Here is a 14,909-nt window from a genome sequence, read left to right as displayed (position 1 = left end):
TCGTTTTCCCGTCTTACCAGCGGCGCTCGAAGCGGCGGCGCAGGAGGATGGCGATGATGTTCATAGTGATGAGGAACACCAGCAGGATGATGATACCGCCCCAGGCACGTTCATAGAAGGCCGGGTCGGCGCGTTTGGCCCATTCGTAGATCTGGGCTGGCATGGCGGAGTTGGGCGAGACGAAGCCGTCCATGACGCCTTCGGGGTAGTTCGAGGCGATGAAGCCCACCATCCCGATAAGGAGAAGCGGCGCGGTCTCACCAAGAGCTTGGGCCAAGCCGATGATGGTCCCGGTGAGAATTCCCGGCGCGGCAAGCGGCAGCACATGGTGAAAGACCGATTGCATCTTCGAAGCCCCAACCCCAAGCGCGGCGTCGCGGATCGAGGGCGGCACAGCCTTGAGTGAGGCGCGGGTCGCGATGATGATTGTCGGCAAGGTCATCAGCGTCAGCACGAGGCCACCAACAAGCGGCGCCGATTGCGGCAGGTGCGCAAACTGGATGAAGACCGCGAGGCCAAGGATACCGAAGACAATCGACGGCACGGCCGCGAGGTTGGAGATATTCACCTCGATCAGGTCGGTCCAGCGGTTCTGTGGCGCGAATTCCTCGAGGTAGATCGAGGCGGCCACGCCGATCGGCAGCGACAGGCCCAGCACGACAAGCATCATGAAGAGCGACCCGAGCATCGAGACCCCCATGCCGGCAGCTTCGGGACGGGTATCCGAGGCGTCCGAGCCGGTGATGAAGGACCAGTTGAAGGTCTTTTCGATGACACCAACCTCGAGCAGCGCGTCGACGAGATCGAGATGCGCCGCGTCGATGTTCTTGTCGCGGGCAATCGACTCGCGGGTGACACGGCCCTTGAGGTAGCCATCGACACGGCTCGACGCGAGGAAGCGGAATTCGACCGTTTCACCGATCTTGTCGGGGTTGGCGATCACGTAGTCACGTAGCTGGGCAGCCGCAGAGGCCGACAGGATCGGCTTCATGTCCTTGCCTTTGGACAGCGGCGTTTCGGCACCGCTTTGGTCTACTGCGCTCAGGAGACCGTTTTGCACCAACGGGCTATAGCCGAAGGTCGAGACCTTCTTGATATCCTCGAGATTGCGATTGCCGTTCTTGTCGAGCTTGCTTTCGAGCAGCTCGACCTGAACCGACACAAAGGTCTGGCTAAAGGCCTGCGCGCCGTTGGTGATAATCGCCCACAGCAGCACGAGCAGGAAAAGCAGCCCCGTGCCGACGGCCAGAACGCCGTAGAACTTAAAGCGAGATTCGGCGGCATTGCGGCGTTTGGTGCGCGCGTCCTGCTGAAGGAGCGAGCCCTTCTTGGAGCCGGACGGCTGCGGCGCGGCGGTACCTGCGGTTGCGTCACTCATTCGTACTGCTCCCGGTATTTGCGCACGATATAGAGCGCGAAGATGTTGAGACCGAGCGTGACGATGAAGAGCGTCATGCCCAAGGCAAAGGCGACCAGAGCTTCGGGCGAGGCGAAATCGGCGTCGCCCGTGAGCTGGCTTACGATCTTGGCGGTGACCGTGGTCATCGCGTCAAAGGGATTGAGGCTCAGGCGGGCCGCGGCCCCTGCCCCGAGGACAACGATCATCGTCTCACCAATAGCGCGCGAGGCCGCCAGAAGAATGGCGCCGACGATCCCCGGAAGTGCGGCCGGAAGGACCACCTGACGGATGGTTTCCGATTTCGTCGCGCCAAGGCCGAGCGAGCCATCCCGCATGGCCTGCGGCACGGCGTTGATGATGTCGTCAGACAGAGACGAGACGAAGGGGATCAGCATGATCCCCATCACGAGACCGGCGGTCATGACGGCCGTGCCGCCCTGCATCCAGCCAACGCCGAGCATACCACCCTCACCGAAGATATCGACCAGAAGCGGCCCGACCGTCAGCAGCGCGAAGAGACCGTAAACGATGGTCGGGATACCGGCGAGCACCTCGATCAGCGGCTTGGCGATGGCGCGGGTATGCGCCCCGGCATATTCCGACAGGAAGATCGCGGCAAAGAGACCAATCGGCACCGCAACAGCGAGCGCGATCAGAGAGATATAGAGCGTGCCCCACAAAAGCGGCAGGATACCGAGCTTTGACAGCGGGTTGCCATCGCTATCAGTGCCGCCGCCGAAGGACGGAAGCCACGTCGGCTCAAAAAAGAAGCTCGTCACCGGGTAGAGGCGGAAGAACTCGACCGTGTTGAAGATAAGGGACAGCACGATGCCGACCGTGGTCAGGATGGCGATGGTCGATGCCATGACCAGAAGCGACTTGATGGCTGATTCAACCACGTTGCGCGCGCGGAAATCCTTGTGGCTGCGGGCCCACGCATAGGCGAGCCCTGCGAGGGACAGGCCGATGGCCGCAATGGTCAGGAAAAGCGTGTAGCGCCCACTGAGGACGCGGTAGCGTTGTGCGGCCTTGAGCACTTCCGGGCGCACGTCGGAGCCAAGCGCAACGCCGACTTCGCCAAGGCGTTGACGAATGTCGGAAAACTCGGCGCGGATCGACCCGGCCTGTTCCTGTGTCATCGCGCCGGCGGTGACGGCGGCATCAAGGCCATCCGCGACGCGCCGCACATCTGCCATGACGAGGCCGATGCTCGAGCCTTCGGAGACCGCTTCGGCGGGGATCATGTGAGACACCTGGCTATTGATGACCAGCGGCTGCACCAACAGCCAGATCACCAGCAGGAGAAGCGACGGCACCGTCGCAGCAAGAAAGACATGCGCCCCGTAATAATTGGGGAGTGAATGCAAGTGACGAGCATCACCATCCGCAGACGCCAAGGCGCGCATCCGCCCCAAGACATAGCCCGCGCCCCCAAGCGCAAGCACGACAGCAACGATCCAAAGCACAGGCATAAGCGCCCCTCTTGTTTCTTGGAAAAGGTTCTAAAAGCAGAAGAAGGACGGCGCGAAACCCACGCCGTCCCTGGTAAGGCGATGGCCTTACTTCATGGTCTCTTCAGCGGAAACAGCCGCCTGAGTTGCCGCGAGTTCCGGGTCCGACACGAGGCCATACTCGGAGAGCGGGCCATCGGGGCCTGCGATCTCGTCTGCAACGAAGAACTCAGCATACTCTTTGAGGCCCGGGATCACGCCGATATGAGCTTTCTTCACGTAGAAGAACAGCGGGCGGGACACAGGGTATTCGCCGGTCGCGATGGTTTCGGTCGACGGAGCAACGCCACCCATGGTCGCAACTTTGAGCTTGTCGGTGTTGTTCTCGTAGAAGGCGAGACCGAAGACGCCGACACCGTTCGGGTTGGCGTCGATGCGTGCGAGGGTTTCGGTGTAGTCGCCGTCGATGTCGACCGACACGCCGTCGGTGCGCACTTCGTAGCAGGCTTTGCCAGCGGCTTTCTTGTCGCCACCGTTCTCGGCCATGTAGATGTCGAATGCGCCAGCTTCTTTACAGCCTTCAACCATCACTTTTTCTTCGAAGACTTCACGGGTGCCGTGCTTGGTGCCCGGGATGAACGCGGCGATGTCTGCGGCGGGAAGGTCGCCGTTGAAATCGGCCCACTGCTTGTGGGTGTTCTCGACGAGCGCGCCGTCTTTGACAACTTTCGCCGACAGAGCGTTGAAGATGTCGACCGGCTGGAATGCGGTGTAGGCCGGGCCGTTGATCTGCGATGCGAACACGATGCCGTCATAGCCGATGCGGACTTCGATGATGTCGGTCACGCCAGCTTCGGCGCAGGCTTTGACTTCTTTGTCCTTGATCTTGCGCGATGCGTTGGCGACGTCGATAGTGTTCTCGCCCACGCCTTCGCAGAAGCGCTTGAGACCTGCCGAGGAGCCACCGGATTCAACAACCGGGGTCGGGAAGTCAAAGTTTTCACCGAAGGCTTCGGCAACGATCGACGCGTAGGGAAGAACGGTCGAGGACCCGGCGACCTGAACCTGGTCACGAGCGGCAGCGGTGGTGGCGACGGCTGCGATAGCCAGTGCCGATGCGGTCAGTTTGACGGACATATGATTAACTCCATTGGTGTTGACCGTCTGAGCATGACGGTCTCAGCGGGGAGCTACGGACCCGGCGCGAACCTTTTGTGACACCAACGTAACGCTTTTATGACACCCGAGAGCGAGGCGCAGATTCTTTAGCTGAGCGGCAGGATCACCGTGAAAACCGACCCCTCTCCTACCGTGCTTTCGACGGCCAAACGGCCACGATGGCGGTTGAGGATGTGTTTCACGATGGCGAGGCCCAGCCCCGTACCGCCCATCTCGCGCGAACGGTGAGAATCGATGCGATAGAATCGCTCGGTCAGGCGCGGGATATGAGTCGGGGCGATGCCGGGCCCTGTGTCTTCTACGCTGATGCGTAGGACCGGCACGCGCAACACGTGGTCGTGGGGCGATTTGGCGATGCGCAGCGTCACCTGCGTGCCTTTGCCGCCGTATTTGAGCGCGTTCTCGATCAGATTGGTGAACACCTGAAAGAGCTGATCGGAATCAGCCGCGAGCTTGTGCGGTTCCTCGGGGGCATCGAAGATCAGCGCGCCGCCGACCTCCTCGGCCACGGGTTCGAGATTGCGCACGGTCGAGCGGATCAGTTGCACAAGGTCCACCATGGTGGTCGGGCGCACCCGCGCCTCTTCCTCGACCCGGCTTAGCGACAGCAGATCCCCAACAAGACGGTTCATCCGCCCGGCTTCGGCCGCCATGGTCGACAAAAAGCGATCCTGAGCCTTCTGGTCGCCGCGCGCCGGGCCTTGCAAAGTCTCGATAAAGCCAAGGATCGCGGTCAGTGGCGTGCGCAATTCGTGGCTCACATTGGCGACGAAATCACGCCGCATCTGATCGGCTTGCTTGAGGTGCGTGGTGTCATTGAAACACAGCAGACAGCCATCAATCTCTCCCCCCTGCACGCGGCTCAATGTGACCTCGTAGCGGATTTCATGCGGACCGTCGGTATGATGATAGATCGCGCGCTGCGCGGCACCCGAGGCAAGGCAGGTCTCAAGCGCGGACCCAAGCGACGGCTGACGAAATACGAGGACGAAGGGGCGCGTTTCTTTGGCGTTCGGATTGAGCGCAAGCGCCCTGTCATTGGCGCCGACAATACGCATTTGCGTCTCGACGAAGACCGCGGGCATGGGAATGGCGTCGAGAAAGGACTGGACGGATTTCATGGATGTCTCACACGCAAGATATCGTTGCGCGCAAGAGTTTCCGAGCCGGTGCGTTTTGTAAACGGTTTATTCAGCGAGCGGGTGTTTATCAGACACTCCATGCAAAACCAAAGACTTACATGGAGTATCTAATTTAAAATCTAGTTGGGGATCACACCTGCTTTAGCCCGGCGCGAAAGCGGCGCATGTTTTCCTGGTAGTGTAACGCGCTTGCCCGCAGGCCTTGAATCGCGGCCTCGTCGAGTGTCCGAACGACCTTGCCCGGCGCGCCCATGACGAGCGCACCATCGGGGATTTCCTTGCCCTCGGTGACAAGCGCCCCTGCCCCGATCAGGCAGTTCTTGCCGATCTTCGCCCCGTTCAGAACCGTCGCGCCCATGCCGATGAGGCTATTGTCGCCAATGGTGCAGCCGTGCAGCATAGCCTTGTGCCCAATCGTGCACCCCGCGCCGATGGAGAGCGGGAAACCCAAATCTGTATGCATGACGGTGTTTTCCTGCACGTTGGACCCCGCGCCAATGCGAATCTCTTCGTTGTCGCCGCGCAGCGTCGCGCCAAACCAGACCGACGCCCCCTCTTCGAGGACAATCCGCCCGATCAAATTTGCATCGGGCGCGACCCAGCTATCCTCGGCGATCTCGGGGCGCACCCCGTCAAGCTCATATATCGGCATCAGGACATCTCCTCGAATTCAGTTTGTAGCGTGCGCACATGGTCTTGCAGCATTGGCTGTTGTTCACGGCGCATACGTTCGGCCGTGATGATGGTCTTGAGCTGGGCCTCGGTCGCGTCGAGATCGTCGTTGATCAGCACATAATCATAAGCGCCCCAGTGGCTTATCTCGTCCCAGCTTTTGTTCATGCGCCGCGTGATGACCTCTTCGCTATCTTGGGCGCGGGTCACGAGACGGCGATGCAATTCCTTGATCGAGGGCGGCAGGATGAAGATCGAGAGCGCGTGTTTGCCGAGGTCGGAGTTGCGAATCTGCTGTTCGCCTTGCCAATCGACATCAAAGAGCACGTCATTGCCGGCGTCGATCGTCTCTTTGACAGGGCCCGCCGGAGAACCATAGAAATTGCCGAAGACATGCGCATGTTCGAGCATTCCGCCATTGCCCACTTCGCGCTTAAACGCCTCTTCGGAGAGAAAGAAATACTCGCGCCCGTGCTCTTCGCCGGGGCGCGGTTTGCGCGTGGTGGCAGAGATCGAAAACCGCAACCCCGCGTCCCACTGCATCAGGCGGCGGGCGAGTGTCGATTTCCCAGCACCGGAGGGCGAGGACAGGATGATAAGAAGGCCGCGTCGGTTGGTCATGTCTGTCCCCTACTCTACGTTCTGAACCTGTTCACGCATTTGGTCGATCACCGCCTTAAGGTCCAGCCCGATCCGCGTCAGCGCGACGGATTGCGACTTGGAGCAGAGCGTATTGGCCTCGCGGTTGAACTCTTGCATGAGGAAATCGAGTTTGCGGCCCACCGGACTTCCGCCTGCGAGGAGGTCACGCGCTGCATCCACATGAGCGCGTAGCCGGTCAAGCTCTTCCGTCACATCCTGTTTCACGGCAAGCATGGCCAGCTCTTGGGTGATGCGGGCCTCATCGACGTTATCGGCATTCTCGAGCACGCGGGCGAGATTGGCTTGCAGCGTGGCGCGGGCCTCGCCCTTGCGCGCCTCGGCTTCCTTCGCGGCAGCTTCGGTCAGCCGGGCGATCTGACCGAGTTGATCCTTGAGCACTGAATCGAGCGCCTCACCTTCGGCCCGGCGCATGTCTGCAAAAGCCCCGAGAAGATCGGGCAGGTCTTTCAAGAGCGCCTCGCGCAGGGCTTTGGTGTCGGTCTCGCGTGCTGTGACGTCAAGGATTCCCCGCAAGGAGAGAAGATCGCTCGCCTTGGAAGGCGCGAGTGTAACGCCCTGTTCGGCGGCATGGTGTTCCACAGCTGCAAGCGCGGTGAGCACGGGGGCAAGCTGCGTTTTGTTGAGCGCAAGAGAGGCCTCTTCCTCGCCCTTCTGCAGGCGGAGAGAGAGGTTCACCGAACCTCGGTCAAGCGCCTTGGTCAATGTCGCGCGCACGGCGGGTTCCAAGCCTTCGACCCAATCCGGTACACGAAGGCGCAGATCAAGCCCCTTGGCATTCACGCTGCGCAAATCCCAGACCCAGTCGAAACCGAGGGCTTCGCCCTTCATCGTGGCAAAGCCCGTCATCGAATTCAGCACATGCGCCTCCCATCTTTCCTTTTGTCACCTAAAGCCATTGCAGGGGGGCGTGCAAGCCATCGCCCTGACCGCGTCCGGGGCAACGGTTAACCATTCCTGACGAAAGAGCGCCGTATTTGCCCTTAATGTGAGATGATTTTTCTGTGGTTTGGAGAAAAGAGTCGCTGGCCTGCCCCTGTGGGCCAACGGCGGGAGATTGGGGAAATGTTTGGACAGAAAAGATCGGGCGGGTCCGAGGGCACATCGCTACGGGCCTTTGCCCCGATAAACCGGATCGAGGCCTATTGGCAGGGCCTCCGCGATGGGACCGCGGGCGGATTGGGCCTTCCGACGCGCAGCGAGATAGATCCGCGGGGCATCGGGCACGACCTGCGACATGCTTTTGTGCTTGAGCGCATTGGGCCTGACCTTTGCCGTATCCGCGTGTCCGGTTCTGTGCTGAGCGAGGTGATGGGATGTGAGGCGCGTGGCCTACCTTTTTCGCGCGCCTTCGACACTGCCTCGCAGGCGAGCCTTGCGCAGGTGGTAGAAGCGGTTTTTCGCGGCCCGGCCACCGCACGCCTGACGCTCCGCACAGCGCGCCGCGGGCTGCACCCCGGCGGTATTGGTGAAATTCGTCTCTTGCCGCTGGTGGATCGTGACGGCGCGGTGTCGCGGTTGCTTGGGGCGATTGCCTTTGCCGGGCGGGTATCGCCAGTGGCGCAGGCGGTTACACTTAGCGGCTCTTTCGGTCGAACCTTGCGGTTTGATCCCCACGCGGGACAAATGCGCGAGACCCAAGTGCCATATCTCAGGCTGGTGGCCACAGAGGCCTAGAGCAAGAAAGAAAAGGCGGATTGCCCTACAGAACAATCCGCCTTCCCTATTACTTTCAAAGCTTTAAGCGGTCCTATTAACCCGCTGCAACCTGGCGTGCTTCGCGCAAGTCCGACAGTTCCTCGGCCACGAGGAACGCCAGCTCGAGCGATTGCGACGCGTTGAGGCGCGGATCGCACGCCGTGTGGTAGCGGGCCGAGAGGTCGCCCTCGGTTACCGCCCGCACGCCGCCGGTGCATTCGGTCACATCCTGACCGGTCATCTCGAAATGAACACCGCCGGGGATCGTGCCCTCGGCTTTGTGCACGCCAAAGAACTCGCGCACTTCGCGCAGCACGCTGTCGAAGGGACGCGTCTTGTAGCCGCTGGCCGATTTGATCGTGTTGCCATGCATCGGATCGCACACCCAAAGGACTTTCGCACCCTCTTCCTGCACCGTCTTGATGAGACGCGGCAGATGCTCCGAGACCTTGCCCGCACCGAAACGCGCGATGAGCGTCAGACGGCCTTCTTCGTTTTCGGGGTTGAGCTTGTTCAAGAGAACCTTGAGGTCTTCCGAGGTCATCGACGGGCCGCATTTGAGGCCAATCGGGTTCAAAACGCCCCGGCAGAATTCAACATGCGCGCCGTCGGGCTGACGGGTGCGGTCGCCGATCCAGATCATGTGGCCCGAACCAGCAAGCCAGTTGCCGGAGGTCGAGTCGAGACGGGTGAGCGCCTCTTCATATTCAAGAAGCAGGCTCTCGTGGCTTGTATAGAAATCCACGGTCCGCAGTGCAGCAGACGACGCCGAGTTGATGCCCGCCGATTTCATGAAATCGAGCGCGTCGGAAATCCGGTTCGCCATATCGCGGTATTGCGTGGCTTTTTCGCCTTCGGTGAAGCCAAGCGTCCAGCTATGAACCTGATGCACATCAGCATAGCCCCCGGTCGAGAACGCGCGCAGGAGGTTCAGCGTTGCGGCGGCCTGAGTATAGGCCTGCAGCATCTTGCGCGGGTCCGGAATGCGGGCATTCGGGGTGAAGTCCAGCTCGTTGATGATGTCACCACGGTAGCTCGGCAGTTCAACACCATCGACCGTCTCGGTCGGGGCGGAGCGCGGCTTGGCAAATTGGCCCGCCATGCGCCCGACCTTCACCACAGGCACCTTGGCACCATAGGTCAGGACCATGGCCATCTGCAGCATGACCTTGAATGTGTCGCGGATCGCGTCGGCCGAGAATTGCTCAAAGCTCTCGGCGCAATCGCCGCCTTGAAGAAGGAACGCCTCGCCGCGTGCGGCGGCCCCGAGATCGGCCTTCAGGCGGCGCGCCTCACCGGCAAAGACGAGCGGCGGATAGCTGGCAAGCTGGGCCTCCACGGCCTTCAGCGCGTCCTCATCCGTATACTCAGGCATCTGGATCCGCGGTTTGTTCCGCCAGCCAGATTTTACCCATTCTGCCATTGTCTTTGCTCCGGTCTATATCTCCATGAATGGCCCTTATACAAAACCACTGCCACAAGGACCATATCTGAATTATCGCTCTTGACCTTGGTGTCGTGAAAAGCGCTAACATCACCGGATCAGCGAAATGGACCCAGCAATCAGCAAGGATTCGTGCCTATGGCCCAGCCGGCAAGATCAGGCGAAACCACAGAAACCCACACGAAGCCCATCCGCTTTGTGTTTGTTTTGCTTGATAATTTTACTCTTTTGTCCTTTGCCTCTGCACTGGACTGCCTAAGGCTGGCCAATCGGAACACCGCGACCCCACGCTATGAATGGATCCTTGTCGGAGAAGGCGGTGACACGGTCTCCTGCTCGACGAATACCGAGTTCAAGCTCGATGACGACCTGATTGAACTGCATCGTGATGATCGCGTGATGCTGTGCGGCGGGATTGAAATCCAGAAGGCCACGAGCAAACGACTCATCTCCTGGCTGCGGCGTGAGGCCCGAAAAGGAATCAAGATCGGCGGTCTGTGCACCGCGGCCTATGTCCTTGCCAAGGCAGGGTTGCTTGATGGTAAGAAGGCCACGATCCATTGGGAAAACCAAGATAGTTTCTCGGAGGATTTTCCGGAGGTCGACCTGAGCAAGTCTGTCTACAAGATCGACGGCAACCGGATGACCACGGCGGGCGGCACCTCGTCCATCGACATGTTCCTCCAGATCATCTCGGATGATTTCGGGGAAGATATCGCCAACTGGGTCGCGGATCAGCAGATTTACTCCTCGATCCGGACCGATCAGGATACTCAACGTCTTTCCGTGCCGACACGGATCGGCGTGCGTCATCCAAAGCTCAGCCAAGTGATCCAGATGATGGAAGGCAATATCGAAGAGCCGATCAGCCCCTCGATCCTTGCCAAGGACGTGGGCATGTCCACACGCCAGCTTGAACGGTTGTTCAGACGCTATCTCAACCGGTCGCCGAAGCGCTACTACATGGAGTTGCGGCTCCAGAAGGCGCGCAACCTGCTGATGCAAACGGATATGAGCGTAATCAATGTGGCGCTGGCCTGTGGTTTTGCCTCGCCCTCGCATTTCTCGAAATGCTACCGCGCGCATTATGACACCACGCCCTATCGCGAGCGTGGCAGTCAATCGACCCGCCTTTCGATCTAGTTCGGGACAAGCCGGTAAATCGTGCCGCGTGGCTCGGAAAGGAAATAGAGGGTTCCGTCCGGCCCCTCGCGCACATCACGCACGCGCTCTGTCTCGGAAAGTTCGATTTGTGCAATTTCTGAGAGCGGTTTTCCCTTCAGGACTGCAATATAGTCGTATTTCAGACTGCCGACGAGGATTGCGCCGCGCCAGTCGGGGATGCTTTTGCCGCTATGGAACGCCATGCCAGAGGGCGCGATGGACGGATCCCAGTAGAATACAGGCTGCGCCATACCGTCCTTGGCGGTGCCTTCCCCAATCTTGAGACCGCTATAGTGTCGGCCATAAGAAATCACCGGCCAGCCATAGTTGGTGCCGGGGCGAATACGGTTGACCTCATCGCCACCGCGCGCGCCATGCTCCACGGCCCAGAGATTGCCATCAGAATCGAGCGCCGCGCCCTGCGGATTGCGGTGGCCATAGGTCCAGATTTCCGGCTCTGCGCCATCTTGTCCGACGAAAGGATTGTCGGCAGGCACAGATCCGTCGCGGTTGAGGCGCACGATACTGCCATTGTGGCGCGTGAGGTCTTGCGCCGAGGGGCGATCCCCACGTTCTCCGATGGTCACGAAAAGCGTGCCGTCCGGGGCCTCGACGATCCGACTGCCGAAATGGCGCCCACCGCTCGATCCAGGGGTCATCTCAAATAGGATGCGGCCTTTTTCCAGCCGCGTCCGCCCCTCGGGCAATAGCGCACGATAGAGCGCCGTGCCGAGGCCACCGCGCTGGGGTTTGGAATAGCTTAGGAAGATTTCCCGGCTTTGCAGAAAATCACGCGGCACGAGCACATCGAGAAGACCGCCCTGCCCGCGCACCCTGATATCCGGCAGGCCGGCGATCTCTTCCCGGCTGCCATCGGCCATCACATGCCAAAGCGCGCCGGGCCGTTCCGTCACAAGCATCCCTCCGTCCGGCAGGAACGCAAAGCTCCAGGGCTCTACGAATCCCTCTGCGACCGGCTCGGCACGCAGGCTCGGTGCGGTTTGCGACAGGGCCGCAATCGGGGTGAAAATCAGGACAAGCAGGGCAATCAAACGCATCTCGGGCTCCTTTCAAAGGCAAGGGGTCTTCGACTTTTCTTCAAATATAGGGCATCCGCCCCAATTTGCTTTCTTTCCTTTGCGCGACGTCCCGCTCAAGCCCCCTTTTCTTTTGAAAATTCCGCGCTAGGCTACGTCCGGATAACAACACTATTTTGGGAGTGAACCGATGAAAAAACTGCTGATGGCATCTGCTGCCACCGCACTTATGGCTGGCGCTGCGTCGGCCGAGGACATCAAGCTTGGCGTGATCCTTGGCTTTACCGGCCCGATCGAATCCCTGACCCCGGCAATGGCTGGCGGTGCAGAAGTCGCGATGCAAGAAGTCACCGAGTCGGGCAAACTGCTCGGCGGTTCGACCGTAACCCCGGTGCGCGCTGACTCGACCTGTATCGACGCGGGCGCGGCCACCGCAGCCGCGGAACGCCTGATCACCAGCGAAGGTGTCAAAGGTATCATGGGCGCCGACTGTTCCGGTGTGACCGGCGCGGTTCTCGCCAACGTCGCCGTGCCGAACGGCGTCGTGATGATTTCGCCCTCCGCAACCTCGCCCGCGCTCTCGAGCGCCGAGGACAACGGCCTGTTCTTCCGCACCGCCCCGTCGGATGCGCGTCAAGGTCAGGTTCTCGCAGAGGTACTGATGGAGCGCGGCTTCAAGTCGGCAGCGATCACCTACACCAACAACGACTACGGCAAGGGCCTTGCAGACAGCATCGCCGCCGCATTCGAAGGCGCTGGCGGTGAAATCACCACCGTGGCGGCACACGAAGACGGCAAAGCCGACTACTCGGCCGAAGTTGGCGCACTTGCGGCAGCCGGCGGCGATATCCTCATCGTTGCGGGCTATGTTGACCAAGGTGGCCCCGGTGTGATCCGTGCTGCGCTCGACACTGGCGCGTTCGACACTTTCGCCCTGCCCGACGGCATGATCGGCTCGGCGCTTGAAGAAGCGTTCGGCGACGAGATCGAAGGCTCGATTGGCACGGTTCCGGGCAGCGAAGCGGCGGATGCTTCCATGGTCAAGGAAAAGGTCGCCGCCACTGGCGCGGATGCCTCTGGCCCCTATGTTGGCGAAAGCTATGACGCCGCGGCGCTCATCATGCTCGCCATGCAGGCGGCTGGGTCGTCGAACTCCTCGGACTACGCTGGCAAGATCATGGACGTGGCCAACGCACCGGGCGAGAAGATCATGGCCGGTGAACTCGACAAGGCGCTCGAGCTGCTCGCGAACGGCACCGACATCGACTATGTCGGCGCAACTGCGGTTGAACTGATCGGCCCCGGCGAAGCCGCAGGCGGCTACCGTGAGATCGTCATCGAAGGTGGCAAGATGACCACGGCGCAGTACCGCTAAGTCAGCGCTTGAACATTGGAGCAGCCCGGAGTATCCGCTCCGGGCTGTTTCGTATAGAAAAGACGCGGAAAACGCGCTTTCGGGGGAAAAGACATGATCGTTGTCGAGGACGTGCACAAGCATTTCGGCGGGTTTCACGCGGTGGATGGCGCAAGCCTTTCGATCGAGCCGGGCTCTATCACCGGGCTGATCGGGCCGAATGGCGCGGGTAAGACCACCCTGTTCAACGTGATCGCAGGCGTGCTCAAGCCGACCTCTGGCCGTGTCACCATGGCGGGCGAAGACATCACCGGACTGCCGCCGCACGAACTGTTCCACAAAGGTCTTCTGCGCACGTTCCAGATCGCGCATGAGTTCTCTTCGATGACCTGCCGCGAGAACCTGATGATGGTGCCGGGCGCGCAATCGGGCGAAAAGCTCTGGAATACCTGGTTCGGTCGCAAGCGCATTGCCGATGAAGAGCGGGCCCTGCGTGCCAAGGCGGACGAAGTGCTTGAGTTCCTGACCGTGGAACACCTTGCCGACCACAAGGCCGGGCAGGTTTCGGGCGGCCAGAAGAAACTACTCGAGCTTGGCCGCACGATGATGGTCGATGCCAAGATTGTCTTTCTCGACGAAGTGGGCGCAGGCGTGAACCGCACCCTACTCAACACCATTGGCGACGCGATCCTGCGGCTCAACAAGGAACGCAACTACACGTTCGTTGTCATCGAGCATGACATGGATTTCATCGGCAAGATTTGTGACCCTGTCATCTGTATGGCCGAGGGCAAGGTTCTTGCCGAGGGCACATTGGCTGAGATCAAGGCCAATGAACAGGTGATCGAGGCCTATCTCGGCACCGGCCTGAAGAACAAAGACATGATGGAGGCCTGATCCGGCCCCGTCTTCCGTGACACGGATCATTCAAGAGGATTGCATAGTATGAGCTTTCTCACAGGCGCCAATATGACCGGCGGGTACGGCAAGGGGCCGGATATCCTGCATGACTGTACGGTGGCCGTCGACAAGGGCGAAATCGCCGTGATCGTCGGACCGAACGGCGCCGGTAAATCCACCGCCATGAAGGCCGTGTTCGGGATGCTCAATATCCACTCGGGCCATGTGACGCTTGATGGTGAAGACATCACCAAGCTCAGCCCGCAGCAGCGTGTGGTCAAGGGCATGGGCTTTGTCCCGCAGACCCAGAACATCTTTACCTCGATGACGGTCGAGGAAAACCTCGAGATGGGCGCCTTCATCCGCACCGACGATTTCTCGGACACGATGGCACAGGTTTATGACCTGTTCCCGATCCTCAAGGAAAAGCGGCATCAGCACGCAGGCGAGCTTTCTGGCGGTCAGCGCCAGCAAGTCGCCGTGGGCCGGGCGCTGATGACCAAACCGAAGGTCTTGATGCTCGACGAACCGACAGCGGGCGTCTCGCCTATCGTCATGGACGAGCTGTTCGACCGGATCATCGAGGTCAGCCGCACAGGCATTCCGATCCTGATGGTCGAGCAGAACGCGCGCCAGGCGCTCGAGATCGCCGACAAGGGCTATGTGCTCGTGCAAGGGCGCAACGCTTATTCCGGCACCGGCAAAGAACTTCTGGCCGACCCGGAAGTGCGCAAGTCCTTCCTTGGCGGGTGATCCAAATGACACGCTCTGACACCTCTCAATTCGGCCGCGCCCCGCGCGGCGGCACG

General features: G+C 60.6%; 14 protein-coding genes. 5 read left to right on the top strand and 9 right to left on the bottom strand.

Annotated features, from left to right (window positions below):
• Positions 1-13: 13 nt before the first annotated feature.
• The 7 genes from pstA to R1W01_RS05360 form a co-directional block, all read right to left on the bottom strand.
• Positions 14-1,378 carry a phosphate ABC transporter permease PstA gene (gene pstA, locus R1W01_RS05390; protein ID WP_243612810.1) on the bottom strand — a complete coding sequence of 455 codons (1,365 nt, stop codon included), beginning with the start codon at positions 1,376-1,378 and terminating at the stop codon, positions 14-16.
• Positions 1,375-2,871 carry a phosphate ABC transporter permease subunit PstC gene (gene pstC, locus R1W01_RS05385; protein ID WP_243612811.1) on the bottom strand — a complete coding sequence of 499 codons (1,497 nt, stop codon included), beginning with the start codon at positions 2,869-2,871 and terminating at the stop codon, positions 1,375-1,377. The genes pstA and pstC overlap by 4 nt, the downstream gene beginning before the upstream one ends.
• A gap of 87 nt (positions 2,872-2,958) precedes the next feature.
• Positions 2,959-3,987: a substrate-binding domain-containing protein gene (locus tag R1W01_RS05380; RefSeq protein ID WP_243612812.1), complete on the bottom strand. Its 1,029-nt coding sequence runs from the start codon at positions 3,985-3,987 to the stop codon at positions 2,959-2,961.
• 128 nt (positions 3,988-4,115) lie between these two features.
• Positions 4,116-5,150, bottom strand: coding sequence for an ATP-binding protein (locus R1W01_RS05375; protein WP_243612813.1), 1,035 nt, complete (start codon positions 5,148-5,150; stop codon positions 4,116-4,118).
• A 151-nt stretch (positions 5,151-5,301) separates the two neighbouring features.
• Positions 5,302-5,823, bottom strand: a complete 522-nt coding sequence (locus tag R1W01_RS05370; protein WP_243612814.1) for a gamma carbonic anhydrase family protein — start codon at positions 5,821-5,823, stop codon at positions 5,302-5,304.
• Complete coding sequence (gene gmk, locus R1W01_RS05365; RefSeq protein ID WP_297759036.1) at positions 5,823-6,464, bottom strand: guanylate kinase; 642 nt, start codon at positions 6,462-6,464, stop codon at positions 5,823-5,825. The genes R1W01_RS05370 and gmk overlap by 1 nt, the downstream gene beginning before the upstream one ends.
• A 9-nt stretch (positions 6,465-6,473) precedes the next feature.
• The gene (locus tag R1W01_RS05360; RefSeq protein ID WP_297759038.1) at positions 6,474-7,364 is read right to left on the bottom strand and encodes a YicC/YloC family endoribonuclease; all 891 of its coding nucleotides are present in this window, start codon (positions 7,362-7,364) and stop codon (positions 6,474-6,476) included.
• 204 nt (positions 7,365-7,568) lie between these two features.
• Here R1W01_RS05360 and R1W01_RS05355 point away from each other — a divergent pair, with 204 nt between their 5' ends.
• Positions 7,569-8,180, top strand: coding sequence for a PAS domain-containing protein (locus R1W01_RS05355; protein ID WP_297759041.1), 612 nt, complete (start codon positions 7,569-7,571; stop codon positions 8,178-8,180).
• A 76-nt stretch (positions 8,181-8,256) separates the two neighbouring features.
• On the opposite strand, the gene R1W01_RS05350 is transcribed toward R1W01_RS05355, so the two are convergent.
• On the bottom strand, positions 8,257-9,624 hold the full coding sequence (locus R1W01_RS05350) for a class II 3-deoxy-7-phosphoheptulonate synthase (protein WP_243612818.1): 1,368 nt from the start codon (positions 9,622-9,624) through the stop codon (positions 8,257-8,259).
• A gap of 159 nt (positions 9,625-9,783) precedes the next feature.
• Here R1W01_RS05350 and R1W01_RS05345 point away from each other — a divergent pair, with 159 nt between their 5' ends.
• Positions 9,784-10,788 (top strand): GlxA family transcriptional regulator, encoded by a 1,005-nt coding sequence (locus R1W01_RS05345; RefSeq protein WP_243612819.1) that lies wholly within the window; start codon positions 9,784-9,786, stop codon positions 10,786-10,788.
• On the opposite strand, the gene R1W01_RS05340 is transcribed toward R1W01_RS05345, so the two are convergent.
• Positions 10,785-11,867 carry a PQQ-dependent sugar dehydrogenase gene (locus R1W01_RS05340; protein WP_297759044.1) on the bottom strand — a complete coding sequence of 361 codons (1,083 nt, stop codon included), beginning with the start codon at positions 11,865-11,867 and terminating at the stop codon, positions 10,785-10,787. The genes R1W01_RS05345 and R1W01_RS05340 overlap by 4 nt on opposite strands.
• Before the next feature lie 169 nt (positions 11,868-12,036).
• On the opposite strand from R1W01_RS05340, the gene R1W01_RS05335 reads away from it, so the two are divergent.
• The 3 genes from R1W01_RS05335 (at position 12,037) to R1W01_RS05325 (ending at position 14,853) form a co-directional block, all read left to right on the top strand.
• Positions 12,037-13,221, top strand: coding sequence for an ABC transporter substrate-binding protein (locus R1W01_RS05335; protein ID WP_243612820.1), 1,185 nt, complete (start codon positions 12,037-12,039; stop codon positions 13,219-13,221).
• Positions 13,222-13,314: 93 nt separating this feature from the next.
• Positions 13,315-14,097: an ABC transporter ATP-binding protein gene (locus R1W01_RS05330; RefSeq protein ID WP_243612821.1), complete on the top strand. Its 783-nt coding sequence runs from the start codon at positions 13,315-13,317 to the stop codon at positions 14,095-14,097.
• Between the two features lie 48 nt (positions 14,098-14,145).
• Positions 14,146-14,853, top strand: a complete 708-nt coding sequence (locus R1W01_RS05325) for an ABC transporter ATP-binding protein (RefSeq protein ID WP_243612822.1) — start codon at positions 14,146-14,148, stop codon at positions 14,851-14,853.
• The last annotated feature ends 56 nt before the right edge of the window (positions 14,854-14,909 follow it).

The sequence above is a fragment of the Shimia sp. FJ5 genome, from assembly GCF_032918335.1.
Taxonomy (GTDB): Bacteria; Pseudomonadota; Alphaproteobacteria; order Rhodobacterales; family Rhodobacteraceae; genus Shimia; species Shimia aestuarii_A.
Note: the sequence above shows the minus strand (reverse complement) of the source record. Positions and strands in the feature narration are given on the sequence as shown.